At 58.4% G+C, this 14,184-nt stretch carries 11 protein-coding genes; 4 read left to right on the forward strand and 7 right to left on the reverse strand.

Features of this window, described 5'->3' with window-relative positions:
* Positions 1–31 precede the first annotated feature (31 nt).
* Positions 32–397: a hypothetical protein gene (locus ACNT1W_RS19175; RefSeq protein ID WP_012146065.1), complete on the reverse strand. Its 366-nt coding sequence runs from the start codon at positions 395–397 to the stop codon at positions 32–34.
* 178 nt (positions 398–575) lie between these two features.
* On the opposite strand from ACNT1W_RS19175, the gene flk reads away from it, so the two are divergent.
* A complete protein-coding gene (gene flk / locus ACNT1W_RS19180) occupies positions 576–1,604 on the forward strand; it encodes a flagella biosynthesis regulator Flk (RefSeq protein WP_419246017.1) in 1,029 nt (342 codons plus the stop codon).
* A gap of 4 nt (positions 1,605–1,608) precedes the next feature.
* Here the strand turns inward: flk and ACNT1W_RS19185 are convergent, their stop codons facing one another.
* Entirely contained in the window at positions 1,609–2,064 is a 456-nt protein-coding gene (locus ACNT1W_RS19185) for a rhodanese-like domain-containing protein (RefSeq protein WP_017893521.1), read from the reverse strand.
* A 93-nt stretch (positions 2,065–2,157) separates the two neighbouring features.
* Between ACNT1W_RS19185 and ACNT1W_RS19190 the strand changes: the two genes are divergently transcribed.
* Positions 2,158–3,591 (forward strand): PLP-dependent aminotransferase family protein, encoded by a 1,434-nt coding sequence (locus ACNT1W_RS19190; protein WP_419246018.1) that lies wholly within the window; start codon positions 2,158–2,160, stop codon positions 3,589–3,591.
* A gap of 25 nt (positions 3,592–3,616) precedes the next feature.
* Here the strand turns inward: ACNT1W_RS19190 and ACNT1W_RS19195 are convergent, their stop codons facing one another.
* Positions 3,617–4,513, reverse strand: a complete 897-nt coding sequence (locus tag ACNT1W_RS19195; RefSeq protein ID WP_012146072.1) for an endonuclease/exonuclease/phosphatase family protein — start codon at positions 4,511–4,513, stop codon at positions 3,617–3,619.
* A 214-nt stretch (positions 4,514–4,727) separates the two neighbouring features.
* On the opposite strand from ACNT1W_RS19195, the gene pepT reads away from it, so the two are divergent.
* On the forward strand, positions 4,728–5,960 hold the full coding sequence (gene pepT, locus ACNT1W_RS19200; RefSeq protein ID WP_218216848.1) for a peptidase T: 1,233 nt from the start codon (positions 4,728–4,730) through the stop codon (positions 5,958–5,960).
* Between the two features lie 45 nt (positions 5,961–6,005).
* Here pepT and ACNT1W_RS19205 read toward each other — a convergent pair whose 3' ends face one another.
* Entirely contained in the window at positions 6,006–7,118 is a 1,113-nt protein-coding gene (locus ACNT1W_RS19205; RefSeq protein ID WP_419246019.1) for an SLC13 family permease, read from the reverse strand.
* A 157-nt stretch (positions 7,119–7,275) separates the two neighbouring features.
* On the opposite strand from ACNT1W_RS19205, the gene apbE reads away from it, so the two are divergent.
* Positions 7,276–8,307, forward strand: coding sequence for an FAD:protein FMN transferase ApbE (gene apbE / locus ACNT1W_RS19210; RefSeq protein WP_112363892.1), 1,032 nt, complete (start codon positions 7,276–7,278; stop codon positions 8,305–8,307).
* 47 nt (positions 8,308–8,354) lie between these two features.
* Here apbE and ACNT1W_RS19215 read toward each other — a convergent pair whose 3' ends face one another.
* From ACNT1W_RS19215 to ACNT1W_RS19225, 3 genes are read right to left on the reverse strand one after another with little or no spacing between them, the layout of a single operon-like run.
* Complete coding sequence (locus ACNT1W_RS19215) at positions 8,355–11,474, reverse strand: efflux RND transporter permease subunit (RefSeq protein WP_419246020.1); 3,120 nt, start codon at positions 11,472–11,474, stop codon at positions 8,355–8,357.
* Entirely contained in the window at positions 11,471–12,922 is a 1,452-nt protein-coding gene (locus tag ACNT1W_RS19220; RefSeq protein ID WP_419246021.1) for an efflux RND transporter periplasmic adaptor subunit, read from the reverse strand. The genes ACNT1W_RS19215 and ACNT1W_RS19220 overlap by 4 nt, the downstream gene beginning before the upstream one ends.
* Positions 12,919–14,178 (reverse strand): TolC family protein, encoded by a 1,260-nt coding sequence (locus ACNT1W_RS19225; protein WP_419246022.1) that lies wholly within the window; start codon positions 14,176–14,178, stop codon positions 12,919–12,921. Before ACNT1W_RS19225 ends, ACNT1W_RS19220 begins: the two co-directional genes overlap by 4 nt.
* Positions 14,179–14,184: the final 6 nt, after the last annotated feature.

Genomic DNA, 14,184 nt, shown 5'->3' on the forward strand with positions numbered 1-14,184 from the left:
AATCAATCACCAAAACAGACGGGCGATGAACTCATTCACGGAATACGCATAATCGCAGATGTACCCTGAGGGTGGTGGGGGAAATAACTCTGGGAGGGGGAATGCGCAGACGCGCGGCCACGGTCGGGGCCAACAGCACCAGCAACATACCCAGGCCGAACAGCAGGGTTTCGAACATTACCGGCGGCGAGGCCAACAGGGATTTTGCACTCAATTCGCAGGGAGTGGGTTGCAGTTCAGCGGCGTCATCGGTGGCAGAGGTGAGAGTGCTGACGGCAGGCAGGCCCATCACTTGCTGCAACGCATGCAGGCTCGCCATGCGCTGAGTCATGCAGGTCAGCACCACCAGGCAAGCCAGGCATAAAAACCATTTCGCAATCCGCTGCTGTTTAACCATGCCGTCCTCAATTCCAAGTCTGCGCTTATCTTAGCGGCGCAGACGCTTTTAGCAATGTTTTGCCTGTAAAGAAATGTCTGAGGACGGTATTGGTCGCGGCCGTTTACAGGTATCATAAGAACAATCCTGCGCTTTTCGCCGGGTACGACGATTTTCTACACAGCGAAGGACAGGTGATATGCAACCTTTGAGTGGACCGGGCACCCCGATCGCCAGCGATCGTTCCCCTAGCCCGGACAAAACCACCACCACTGACGGTAGCCCGCTCTCCCCGGCACAACGCACGACGCTGGAGAAGCTGGTCGTCAAGATCATGGCGCTCAGCCCGGCCAAGTCCGCAGAGATCTGGGTCACGCTGCGTCATGACCTGCAAACGGACAACAACAGTGAGCTACTGGCACGCCATTTCCAACCGGCCGAGCAACTGTTGCAAAACCGTCTGGCGCAGGTGCAGCAGAGCCATGCCAACCGCCAACTGTTGCAGCAACTCACCGATCTGCTGCCGCAGGGCAATAACCGCCAGGCCGTCAGCGACTTTATTCGCCAGCAGTTTGGCCATACGGTGCTGAGTCAATTGAGCCACCCGCAGTTGCAGCAGGTACTGAACCTGTTGCAGACCGGCAGCCTGACCATCCCGCTCCCGCAACAAACCACCACCAGCGATCGTCCGCTGTTGCCTGCCGAACATCAGAGCTTGCAACTGCAGGTGACCAAGCTGAGCGCCGCCACCGGCGAATCACCGGTCAAAATTTGGCAGACGCTGTTTGATCTCAGCGGGGTCAAAACCAACGATCCGCTGCCGGCTCGTCATTTCCAACTGCTGAATCAGTTTTTGCAGGTGAAGGTAGCGCTGAGTCCACAAACCGCACCGACGCTGAACAACCTGTTGGCCGCACTGAAACATCCTGCGGATCCGCAGGAGCAGCAACAGTTGAATGACTACTGTCAGTCACGTTTTCACTGCAATGCCGGCGCACCGCTGACCCATCCGCAGATGAGCGACCTGATCAACCAGCTGTTTGCGCGTCGTCTGGAAAAGACTGGCCCGGCACAGCCGCTGTCCGGCAGCCACGCCGAACCGCAGCCGTTGCTCAACCCACTGATTGCCGCCCTGCCCCAACCGCTGCAAAAAGCGCTGAGCAAACCGGCCGTGGTGTTGATCCTGTTTATTCTGGTGCTGGCTCTGGTATTGGCGCTGGTGTTTTAACCCCTCAGGCACAGCCGCAGTCTTCGCCAATAGCACTTCCCTGCAGCGAGCCCGGCTGTTCACCGGTGGCCAATGGATGGCCATCGCGTAGCCAGAAGTCCAAACCACCAATCAACTCCTTCACCCGAAATCCTTGCAGCGCCAGCTTGTACGCCCCCTTGGTGGAGCCGTTACAGCCAATGCCATCGCAATAAGTGACATAGACTTTATCGCGCGCCAGATGCGCCGTACCGGCCTCGTCAATCAGGCGATGGGGCAAACTGATGGCACCAGGAATATGTCCGGCCGCGTATAGGGCTTCCGCACGGGTATCAATCACCAGGATCTCACTGACGCCGTTGCGCAGATCTTCCGCCACGTCCCACGCATCTGCGTAATAACTCAGCTTCGCGGCCAGATAATCCAGACTCTGCGCCGCCGTCCCCGGTGGAAAGGCCAAAACCAATGAAGATACCGCCATGTAATTCACTCCTGTTGATAAACACTGATGACAATATTGCCTGATTTTGGTCTTATGATTGATACCCATTTTCGCCCATTGATAAGTCCCATTATGGCCAGCACGCTACTCACTCTTTTTCACCTGCCGGAACACGCCAACGGGACCTTACGTGAGCGCGTATGCAGCACGCTGCGCCGGGCTATCCATAACGGGACGTTGATCAGCGGGCAACGTTTGCCCTCATCCAGAGTACTGGCGGCAGATTTAGCGATCTCACGCGTGACCGCCGAGGCGGCCTACGGCCAACTGGAGGCCGAGGGCTATCTACAGCGCCGGGTGGGTCAAGGCACCTTCGTGGCGGCTGGCATCGTCAAATCAGTGCCTGTAGCCAAAGTCAGCGGCGAGCCGCGTCTGTCACTGCGCGGCCGACAGATCGTACAAACCGGGGGCTGTCGCGATCCCCAACAGCCCTTGCCCTTTGCCGCCGGTTCGCCGGATCTCCGCGCCTTCCCGCTAAAACTGTGGAAACAGCTCACCGCCCGGCAGTTAAGCCTGCGGGGCGAAACCCTGATGCGCTATGGCGATCCACAAGGTTATCTGCCGTTACGCGAGGCCATAGCCGGTTATATCAGCCAAGCGCGTGGCGTTAATTGTGATGCACAACAAGTGCTGGTACTGACCAGCTCACAGCAGGCCCTGCAGTTGATTGCCACCCTGCTGTTGGATCACGGTGATAAGGTTTGGATGGAAGAGCCCGGTTATCGCGGAGCCAGGAACGCCTTTACCAGCGCTGGCGCCGAGCTGGTACCGGTCAGCGTTGATAAGGCCGGGATACAGCAGGATGAACAACTTCCGACACCGCGGCTGATTTATCTGACACCTTCGCATCAATACCCCACCGGCGTGGCGCTCAGTCTGGCACGCCGTCTCGAACTGTTGGCACTGGCGCAACGCCAGCGGGCCTGGATTATTGAAGACGATTATGACAGCGAATTTCACTACGACGGCCAGCCCATGCCAGCGATGCAAGGGCTGGACCGGCACGGCAACGTGCTTTATATGGGCACCTTTTCCAAGGTGTTGTTTCCCTCACTGAGGCTGGCCTATTTGGTGGTGCCCCCTGCGTTGGCGGAACCCTTTACCACCGCACGCACGGTTTACGACGGCCACAGCGCCCAACTGACGCAGGCGGTAACCGCCGAGTTTATCCAACAAGGGCATTTTGCCGCTCATATCCGCTATATGCGTCAGTTGTACCGCAGTCGTCGTGACCGGTTATTGGAGGAGGTGCAGGAAAAACTGGGGCATTTTGCCACCCCACAACCGGCAAGTGGCGGATTGCAACTCAGCGTTTGGCTGCCACCCGGTCAGGAAGTGGCTCTCTCTCGTCAGGCGCAAGGCCTGGGTGTCGTGACGCCAGGGCTGGCAGCCCAATATCTCACGTCAGCCGGGCGGCGCGACGGTTGGCTGTTGGGCTTTTCGGCCCTGACACCCGGTGAAATCCGCGCCGCCATCGAACGACTGGCACGGATCTCACCCGTTTAAGCTGACAATACTGCTTTTGATTAAATTACTGCTCGGTCAGCCGCAGTTCGGCAACCACCGGCAGGTGATCGCTGACCGCCGGCCAGTGAATGCCGTTCCAGTCGCCGCTGGCGTTCGGCACCGTCAGGCTGTCCAGATGCCAGCGCTGGGCATTGCCGCTAAAGATGTAGTCGACCTTGATTTCGGCATTTTCCGCCGGCCAACTGCGGCCATCTTGCGCGGCAGGCATAATGTCGTTCCAGTAGCGGCTGAGTTCGGTCCAGGTAACGCTGCCCGGAACGTCGTTCATATCGCCGAACAACAGTTTGATACCGCGCATTTCGATGGTGCGATCGTTCAACTCGCGCACCTGATCCAAACGCATGGCCGGATCTTCTTTAGTATCCAAATGAGTGTTGATCAGCGTAATCGGCGCCGGAAACTCGGGCACGTCGGTCTGGGCGCTGAAGGCAATGCGCTGTTCACGCTGACCGGAGGGCAGCGGGTAAATCTTGCTGTCATGCAGCGGATATTTTGACAGGAACGCCAGGCCATATTCACCGCCGTCATAATCAATCGCGCGGCCAAAAACCACGTGCATACCGGTCAGTTTGGCCAGTTCCTCAGCCTGATCCAGCTTGCCGCTGCGGCCGGTCAGCTTGTCTACTTCCTGCAGCGCCACCACGTCAGCGTTCATCGCCTTGATCGCCTTGGCGATGGCGGTCATATCACTGACTTTACCGGCGGCAATATTGAAGCTGGCTACGCGGATCTTCGGTGCCTGCTCCAGGCTATAGGTTTTGTTCTTCAGGCCGCCAAGCGCGCTGGCCACTTCGCGGCTATTGGCGTTGCTGTTGGCATGGCCACCGTCGGTGGAAGACCAGGCAGTCTGAGATATTCCCAGGGATAACAAAGAAATAAGCAAAGCGTGACGTGAGCGCATGAATTCTCCTTTAGCATTCAGATTGTTGTTGGGGCATCCGCACCCCAGAGCTAACAACGATTTTGCCGTAGTTACCCGCGACTATTTCCTAGTTGCCCCGCTATTTTTTTATTCTGCGCGGTGTCTCGCATTCCGACGGCTAAAGCATTGCACCATTGGACAACCGGCTGATTTACCATTAAAACCGATAGACCGCTTACCGAGAGGATCCCGCATGACCAGCGCCATAGCCGAACAGCTCACCGAACGTTTCTTCCGTTATCTGGCGGTAACCAGCCAGAGCGATGCCGCCGCCACGGCCCTGCCCAGTACTCCGGGTCAGCACGATATGGCCAAACTGCTGGCAGCCGAACTGCGCGAATTGGGGATGACTGATGTGCAAATTGATGAGCACGCCACCGTTACCGCACGTAAACCCGGCAACCAGCCCGGTGCGCCGCGCATCGGTTTTATTACCCATATCGATACCGTGGACGTCGGCCTGTCGGCAGATATTCACCCACAGCGCCTGCGCTTTAGCGGCCAGGATCTGTGCCTGAACGCAGAGCATGACATCTGGTTGCGCACCGCCGAGCACCCGGAGATCCTGGCCTACCCGAATGAAGAGATTATTTTCAGCGACGGTACCAGCGTACTCGGCGCCGATAACAAGGCGGCGGTGACGGTAGTGATGACCCTGCTGGCTAACCTGAGTGCCACCGACCGTCACGGCGATATCCTGGTGGCCTTTGTGCCGGATGAAGAGATTGGCCTGCGCGGTGCCAAGGCGCTGGATCTGGCGCGCTTTGACGCAGACTTCGCCTATACCATCGACTGCTGCGAACTGGGCGAAGTGGTGTATGAAAACTTCAACGCCGCGGCAGCGGAAATCCGCATCGAGGGGGTGACCGCTCACCCGATGTCGGCCAAGAATGTGCTGATCAACCCGATTCTTATCGCCAACGACATCATCAATCAGTTCGACAGCCGGGATACGCCGGAGCATACCGAGGGCCGAGAAGGCTATTTCTGGTTCAACGACCTGACGGCCAACGCCAACCTCGCCACGCTAAAAGCGTCGATCCGTGATTTTGATCTGGCGAGTTTCAATGCGCGTAAAGAGCGTATTCAGGAAGTGGTGCGGCAGGTGGCGGCAAACTATCCGCGTGCCAAGGTAAGCTGTAGCGTCACGGATATCTACAGCAATATCAGCAACTCGATCGGTGAAGATAAACGCGCCATCGAACTGATTTTCGGCGCCCTCGCCGCCCATGGTATTCCACCAAAAGTGATCCCGATGCGCGGGGGTACCGACGGCGCTGCGTTATCCAGCCGCGGGCTGGTGACCCCCAATTACTTCACCGGTGCGCACAATTTCCATTCGCGCTTTGAATTTCTACCGGTCAGCGCCTTTGTGAAGTCCTATCAGGTCACCCGCAGCATCTGTTTGCTGGCCGCACGCGGCTAACAGACGCGCCAGAGGAGAGCGGTATTTCAAGTAGAAATATCGCTCTTAAGCCAGCAGCCAGCCGAGCAAACCACTCCATGCCAGCAGTGGCAGCGAGTAGTAATGGAATTTCAGCCAGATTTTTCGCTCCCCCGCCATCCGCAGTGCAATCAGGTTAGCCAGTGAACCGATCGCCAAGCCAAAGCCACCGGCGTTGACCGCATAGGCCAGCAGTTGGCTGGAAGGCACGTAGTTAAGCAGTAAAATGGTCGCCGGCACGTTGCTGATCACCTGCGACAGAGCGATTCCCAGGGCATAAATACCGCCCTCGCCTAGTCTGGTAATGTCCGCGAACCAGGGCTGAACCGCCTCAAGTCGGGTGAACAGCCCCACATCGATAAACATGGCGATAAAGACAAAAATCAGGCTCCAGTCAATCTGCAACAACACCCGGCGTGCCAACAGTAAAAAACCGGCGAACACCGCCAACAGGCCGTACAGCGGCTGGTCGATATCCAGACACAGCAGAAAAATCACGTACAGTGCCACGCAGCTCAGCAACAGGCGTCGCTGGTAAGGATAACCTTCGGTATGTGGAGCTTTAACGATCTCCCGCGCCGGGAAACTGAACCAGGTCAACAGCAGCAGGCTGGCCAGCATCGCTGCGCCAAAGGGCGCCATCTGGGCAATAAAGGCCAGAAACGACAGCGAGGATTTACTCCACAGCAAAATATTCTGCGGGTTACCAATCGGCGTCAGCAGCGAACCGGCATTGACCGCCAGCGCCTGAAAGATAATCAGCCGGCTAATCGGCAGCGAAGACAGTTTTTTCAGCGTGATGGTCAGCGGAATAACGATAAACAGCGCCACGTCGTTGGTCAGGAATGACGACAACAGCGCGGCTGAAAACACCAGAAACAGCGCCAGCCGCCGTTCGCTATGCAGCGTATTGACTATCTTGCGGCCAATAAAGTCAAAATAGCCGCTGACCTCAACCCCCTTGGTCAGCAGCATCAGCCCCAGCAGGGTAATAATGGTGCGCCAGTCGATAAAACCGCTGAGCGCAGGCAGTTGTTGCGGATTAATAGCCAGCATCAACACGCCGGCCACCAGCAGAATATGTAAAAAACGATCTTTCAGGAACGGCTGGAACAGCCGGACCAGGGAATTTGAACTCATGTTGAGCGCTTCTAAAAAACAACCGGGGATCAGGAGCCAGAAGTTAGCCCAAGCGCGACGGCAACGCCAGTAAAATGCTCTTTTACCTTTATCTGCTTTTCATTCGCCGCACTTTGCTTTATTTGTAGCGCCTTTCCCAGATTTGAAGGATTTCTTTATGGCTAACGTTTTCGCCAAAGGGCTGTTACTGAGCATGACGCTCGGCTTGCTGACCGCCTGTAATGACCAGAATACCCGCCCGCAAATGGACATCGACGGCAAAACCATGGGCACCTTCTACAGCGTCAAGGTCAGCGGTGATGTGGCAGTCGATAAACAACAGTTACAGCAGCAGATCGACGCCGTACTGGAACGCGCCAACGACGATATCTCCACCTACCGCAATGATTCGGTGCTGTCGCGCTTTAATCAGAGCAGCAGCACAGAGCCACAGCCGATCCCGCGCGGCATGGCGGACATTATCCTGATGGCCCAACGCATCGGCCGCGACACTCAGGGCGCAATGGATATTACCGTCGGCCCGCTGGTCAATTTGTGGGGCTTCGGCCCGGATAAGCGAGTGGTCAAGGTACCGAGCCAACAACAAATAGAAGCGGCGCAAAAGAACGTCGGCTTGCAGCACCTCAAACTGATCGGTGACAACCACGGCGAATGGCTGCAAAAAGACTTGCCTGAAATGTATGTTGATCTCTCAACGCTGGGTGAAGGCTATGGCGTTGACCAGTTGGTGCAATTGATGGCGCGCAACGGCATCACCAACTATCTGGTCTCGGTTGGCGGTGCGGTTTCCTCCCGCGGCGTTAACGGCCAGGGCAAAGCCTGGCGGGTGGCGATCCAAAAGCCTACCGACCGCGAAAATGCAGTACAGGCTTTGGTGGATTTACAGGGTTATGGCATCAGTACCGCCGGTAGTTACCGCAACTATTTCGAACAGGATGGCCAGCGCTATTCGCACGTGATCGATCCCACCACCGGCCGGCCGATAACCCACCGTCTGGTGTCCGCCACGGTGATCGCCCCGACCGCGCTGGAAGCCGACGGTTGGGATACCGGACTGATGGTGCTGGGGACGGAAAAGGCCCTGAAACTGGCGGAAGATAAAGGGCTGGCGGTCTATCTGATCAGCAAAACCGACGAGGGATTCAGCGCCGTGATGACGCCCCAGTTTAAAGCCTTCCTGGTAAAGTAATTTCTGGTTCGGTATTAAGGGGCGCAGCATACCGCGCCCCCGCTCCATCATCCCTTACGGTGCAACAACAAATACACCACCGGCACCACCAGCATCGACAGCAGCGGTGCACTGACCATGCCGCCAATCATCGGTGCCGCAATGCGCCGCATCACCTCCGAGCCGGCACCATCGCCCCACATGATCGGTAATAACCCGGCCATAATGGTGGCGACGGTCATTACTTTCGGCCGCACGCGCAGTACCGCCCCCTCGCTGATGGCCGCCATCAGCTGTTGTTGGGTTAACGGTTGCCCCGGCTGACGGTGTTTTTCCAGCGCATGGTTCAAATACAGCACCATAATCACGCCAAACTCCGCCGCCACGCCCGACAGGGCAATAAAGCCGACGGCCCCGGCCACCGAAAGGTTGTAGTTCAGCAGGTACAGCAGCCACACGCCGCCGATCAGCGCAAAAGGCAGCGTCGCCATGATCAACAGCGCATCGCGCACGTTGCTGAAGGTGACAAACAGCAGCACGAAAATGATCGCCAGCGTCACCGGCAGCACGATTTTCAACTGGGCGCTGGCGCGTTCCAGATATTCAAACTGTCCGGACCAGCTCAAAGAGACACCGGCCGGTAACCTGACCTGCTGCGCGACCGCCTGCTGCATTTCTTCCACCGCCGATTTAAGATCGCGTCCGCGCAGATCGACATAAATCCAATTGGAGAGCCGTGCGTTTTCACTTTTCAGCATTGGCGGCCCTTCGGTCACCCGAATATCCGCCAACATCGACAACGGCACCTGACCTCCACTGGCCGTGAGTACCGGCAATGCCTGCAGTTGTTGCACCGAATCACGGATTTCGCGTGGGTAACGCACATTGATCGGATAGCGCGCCCGCCCCTCAATGGTTTCGCCAATGTTTTCACCCCCCACCAGCGTCGCCACCATCGATTGCAGTTCCTTCACCGAGACGCCATAGCGCGCAGCCCGCTGACGGTCGATATCAATATCCACATAGCGCCCACCGGTGATGCGCTCTGCCAATGCCGAGGTGACGCCCGGCACCCGTTTCACCACTTGTTCAATCTGCCCGGAAATCCGTTCGATATCGGCCATGTTATTGCCGTTGACCTTGATGCCGACCGGGCTTTTTATGCCGGTGGCCAACATATCCAGCCGATTGCGAATGGGTGGAACCCAGACGTTGGCGATGCCCGGCACCTTGACCACGCTGTCCAATTCCGCCACCAATTTGTCCATGGTCATGCCTGGCCGCCATTGGTCACGCGGCTTGAAACGAATGGTGGTTTCCAGCATGGTCAGCGGCGCCGGGTCGGTAGCGGTTTCCGCCCGCCCTGCCTTGCCGAATACCGTCGCCACCTCCGGCACGGTTTTGATCAACCGGTCGGTCAGTTGCAACAGCCTGCTGGCCTCGCGTGCCGACATGCCCGGCAATGACGATGGCATATACAACAGATCGCCTTCATCGAGCTGCGGCATAAATTCGCTGCCCAACCGGCTAAGCGGATACAGGGTCAACAACAGCAACAGTAACGAAACCCCGAGCGTGGTTTTCGGACGAGCCAACACCGCCGCCAGTACCGGCTGATAGCAACGGATCAGCCAGCGATTGATCGGGTTGGCATGCTCATCGGGAATGCGGCCACGGATGAAGTAACCCATCAACACCGGCACCAACGTAATGCCCAGCCCGGCCGCCACCGCCATGGCGTAGGTCTTGGTGTAGGCCAGCGGAGAGAACATCCGCCCTTCCTGCGCCTGCAGGGTGAAGACCGGAATGAAGGACAACGTGATAATCAGCAAACTGCAAAACAGCGCCGGCCCCACTTCCACCGCCGCCTGCTCCGAAATGCGCCAGTAATCCGTTGACGTCGGCTGTTGTCCTGGATGACGCTGTCGCCACTGTTCCAGCACCTTATGCATGTTCTCGATCATCACGATCGCCGCATCCACCATCGCGCCTATCGCAATGGCGATCCCTCCCAGTGACATGATATTGGCGTTCACTCCCTGATAATGCATCACCACAAAGGCACCGAGAATACCCAGCGGCAACGTGATCATCGCCACCAGCGCCGAACGGAAATGGAACAGGAACAAGGTACAGACCAGCGCCACCACGATAAACTCTTCCAGCAGCTTGTGGGACAGGGTTTCGATGGCGTGTTCAATCAGCTGAGAGCGATCGTAAACCGTAACGATTTCCACTCCCGGCGGCAGCGTCCGCTGAACCTCCTGCAGTTTCACCTTCAGCGCGTTAATGGTTTCCAGCGCATTTTTACCGTAGCGCATCACCACAATGCCGCCCGCCACTTCCCCTTCCCCGTTCAGTTCCGCCACGCCCCGACGGATCTCCGGCCCTTCACGCAGCGTCGCTACCTGCGACAGCAGGATCGGCACGCCATCGCGCACGGTGATCACCACATTGGCAAAATCACTCAGTTTTTTCAGGTAGCCCGAGGTGCGCACCATGTATTCCGCCTCGCCCATTTCCAGCAGCGCTCCGCCACCTTCCTGGTTGGCGTCCTGAATGGCCGTCACCACCTGTTGATGGGTGATATTCAACGCACGCAGGCTTTGTGGGTCCAACACCACCTGATATTGGCGCACCATACCGCCCACGCTGGCCACCTCTGCCACGTTAGGGACGGTTTTAAGCTCAAACTTCAACGTCCAGTCCTGTAATGCACGCAGGTCGGCCAGGCTGTGCTTGCCGGTTTTATCCACCAGGGCATATTCGTAAACCCAGCCCACACCGGTGGCATCCGGCCCCAGCGCCACCTTCACCTGCTCAGGCAATGAGGATTGCACCTGACTGAGCGATTCCAGCACCCGCGAACGCGCCCAGTAAAGATCGGTGCCGTCCTCAAACAGCACATAGACGTAGGCATCGCCAAACATGGAAAAACCACGCACCGTTTTGGCCCCCGGCACCGTCAACAACGTGGTGGTCAGCGGATAAGTGACCTGATCTTCAATCACCTGCGGTGCCTTGCCAGGGTAAGTGGCACGGACGATGACCTGAACGTCGGACAGGTCCGGCAGCGCATCCAGCGGCGCTTTCTGCAGTGCCCACACACCCCAACAGGCCAACAACACCGAGGCCAATAACACCAGCAGCCGGTTGCGCAGCGACCAGCGGATCACGAATGCAATCATAAGTGGCCTCCGTGCCCGGCATTGATCGGCAGAACCTGGCTGATATGTGAACCGCTGTCGTCGACGCTAAAGTGAATTTTTACCCGGTCGCCAGGCTTGATGCCTGCCGGTAATCCCCCCGGCGGCAGAGCAAAATCCATGGTCATCGCCGGCCACTGCAATTCCGGCACTGGTCCGTGGGACAACGTCATGGTGTCGCCATTGAGTGCCTCAATCACCCCTTCGGCCTGATACTGATTAACTTCGGTTTGTGCCGCCATCTGCGGCAAGGCACTGCGCATACTGGCCTCGGAGTCGATCAGGAACTGACCGGAGGTCACCACCTGTTGCCCGGCGCTCAGCCCACGTTTGATCTCCACCCAGCCATCCTGTACGCGCCCGGCCACCACCTCCACCGGCGTGAAATGGCCGTTACCTTCGGCAACCAATACCCGGTTACGATCGCCGTTATCTATCAGCGCCTCCTGCGGGATTGCCAGCACCGGTTTGCCGACGGCGTTCTGCGATAGCGTCAGTTGCAGGTACATGCCTGGCCGCAGCTTTTGCTGAGGATTTTTTAACAGAATGCGCGCTTTGAAGGTGCGGGTTAGCGGATCGACATTGGCCAGCAGTTCACTCACCTCGCCTGCAAACCTTTCCCCCGGCCAGCTGGCAGAGGCGGCCTGCACCTTGTCGCCCACCTTGAGTAACCCGGCCTGCGCCTGCGGATAGTCAGCCACGATCCACACCGGATCCAGCCTCGCCAGCTCAAACAACCCCTGCGCCGCGGTCACCTGAGCGCCCTCAAGCACGCTTAGCTTGTTCACATATCCGCTCTCCGGCGCCACTATTTTAATACGTGGCTCGGGCTTGCCCGTGCGCTCAACCTGCCGTATCACCGCCTCGGGTATAAATAACAGCTGCAACCGCTGGCGGGCGGCAGCGGTCAATGCGCGATCGCCCAGTTGCCGTATCGCCAAATACTCCTGCTGTGCCGCACTCCACTCCGGGATCCACAACTGTGCCAGCGGCTGGCCTTTTTTCACCTGCTGCTGGCTGGCACGGACATAGAGTTTTTCCACCAGCCCATTGGCACGGGCGGCAATAATCTGCACCCCACGCTCATCCGTCGCTACGCTGCCAAAAGCGTCAAGCTGCTGCTCCAACGCGCGCAACTGAGCGGTCTCAATACGTACCCCCAGATTCTGCTGCTGGCGCGCACTGATGGTCACACCGCCCTGCGTCTCGGCCTCATCGGCATAGCGCGGCACCAGTTGCATATCCATAAAGGGGGATTTCCCCGGCTTATCAAAGCGCTGGGCAGGCATCATCGGATCGTACCAATACAGTACCTGTCGTTCCGTTTTGTCTGCCTGCGGCGCGGCCTCCCCCGCCGAACCCAACCCATACCCGGCCAGCCCACCGCCGATTAACGCCGCTAACAGCGCCAGCTTAAATGGCATTCTCATTGCATTGCCTCCTGAGGGGTGAGATAGCGGATGGCGGCCCAAAACTGCGCCAGTCCACGGGCGGCTTTACCGGCGCTGAGGCGGCTGTCGAGCAGCGCCCGCCGTGCCTCCAGCAGCGCAGACAAGTCGCTTTTTCCACTGCGATATTGCGCCAACAGCAAAGTCACTCGCTGTTGCTGCAGGGGGATCGCCTGTTGCTGCTGTCGCTGCCATTGCGCCTGCGCCGCCTGGTACTGTGCCAACAGCGTGTCGAGCTGCGCCTGATGATCGCGGATCAGCAACGTCAGCCGATCGTTGGCCTCCATGTTGCGGGACACGTCAGCGGCATAGTCTTTATCCTGCCGCTGCGAACGGAACAGCGGCAGATCAACGGTAAACATCACCCCGGCCAGATCCTCATAATCGTCGGCGCGCTTGCCGTAATACACCTCAACCCCCACGTCCGGTATGGCCGCCACCTCTGACTGTGCCGATCGCGCCCTGGCCACGTCGGCCTCGCGACTGGCCTGCTGCACCTCAGGATGTTGTTTGATCGCCTGGCGCAAGACGTCGCTGTCGGCCGGCAAACGTTCAAAGCGTGGCATTGCCCCGGCAGTGTCCGTGGTTGCCTGACCGGTCAGTTGCGTCAGGCGTGCCTGCGCTACCGCAACGTCGCGCTGCGCCTCACTGATGCGGTCCTGCATGGCCAGCAGCGTCAGTCTGGCGTCCAGCACGCCGCTGGCAGGAGTGCCGCCACCGGCCACACCGGCATGCTGAGTGGCTATTTGGCGTTCACTCTCCGTAACCAGTGCGGTGGCGTCACGCAAGGTTTGCCGGCTCAGCGCCAGTTCCAGCCACGCCTGCGCAGTTTGCTGCTGCAAACGGGCACGGATGGTAGCGCTGCCGGCATCCGTCTGGCTGGCTTCGGCACGCAGGGTATCCGCCTTGCGCTGGCGTTTGGTGCTGCTGACGTAATCCTGCATGATGCCGACCCGCCCCATCGTCATACCTTCACGGGTGAGTCGCCGGGCGTTGCCACCCTGCACCGGCACGTTTTCAATCCCGAACTTCAGTTTGGGATCGGGCAATTGCATCGCCGAATCCGCCATGTTCTCCAGAGCATTCACCTGATGCCGATTGGCCGAAAGTTCCGCCGAATAGCGTTCCGCCGCCGTCAACGATTGTTGCAGCGTCAATTCCGCTGCCAGGCTGGCCGGTGCCCAACAGGCAAGCAGCAGCCAGCCCACCCGTAAAGGGTGAGAAAGGATAATGGTCATGACGCC

The organism is Serratia sp. NFX21, from assembly GCF_048517035.1.
GTDB lineage: Bacteria > Pseudomonadota > Gammaproteobacteria > Enterobacterales > Enterobacteriaceae > Serratia > Serratia quinivorans.

What these genes read in the sequence shown, in the direction of transcription:
- ACNT1W_RS19175 (WP_012146065.1), bottom strand. Translation starts at nt 397, where the DNA reads ATGGTTAAACAGCAGCGGATTGCGAAATGGTTTTTATGCCTGGCTTGC.
- flk (WP_419246017.1), top strand. Translation starts at nt 576, where the DNA reads ATGCAACCTTTGAGTGGACCGGGCACCCCGATCGCCAGCGATCGTTCC.
- ACNT1W_RS19185 (WP_017893521.1), bottom strand. Translation starts at nt 2,064, where the DNA reads ATGGCGGTATCTTCATTGGTTTTGGCCTTTCCACCGGGGACGGCGGCG.
- ACNT1W_RS19190 (WP_419246018.1), top strand. Translation starts at nt 2,158, where the DNA reads ATGGCCAGCACGCTACTCACTCTTTTTCACCTGCCGGAACACGCCAAC.
- ACNT1W_RS19195 (WP_012146072.1), bottom strand. Translation starts at nt 4,513, where the DNA reads ATGCGCTCACGTCACGCTTTGCTTATTTCTTTGTTATCCCTGGGAATA.
- pepT (WP_218216848.1), top strand. Translation starts at nt 4,728, where the DNA reads ATGACCAGCGCCATAGCCGAACAGCTCACCGAACGTTTCTTCCGTTAT.
- ACNT1W_RS19205 (WP_419246019.1), bottom strand. Translation starts at nt 7,118, where the DNA reads ATGAGTTCAAATTCCCTGGTCCGGCTGTTCCAGCCGTTCCTGAAAGAT.
- apbE (WP_112363892.1), top strand. Translation starts at nt 7,276, where the DNA reads ATGGCTAACGTTTTCGCCAAAGGGCTGTTACTGAGCATGACGCTCGGC.
- ACNT1W_RS19215 (WP_419246020.1), bottom strand. Translation starts at nt 11,474, where the DNA reads ATGATTGCATTCGTGATCCGCTGGTCGCTGCGCAACCGGCTGCTGGTG.
- ACNT1W_RS19220 (WP_419246021.1), bottom strand. Translation starts at nt 12,922, where the DNA reads ATGAGAATGCCATTTAAGCTGGCGCTGTTAGCGGCGTTAATCGGCGGT.
- ACNT1W_RS19225 (WP_419246022.1), bottom strand. Translation starts at nt 14,178, where the DNA reads ATGACCATTATCCTTTCTCACCCTTTACGGGTGGGCTGGCTGCTGCTT.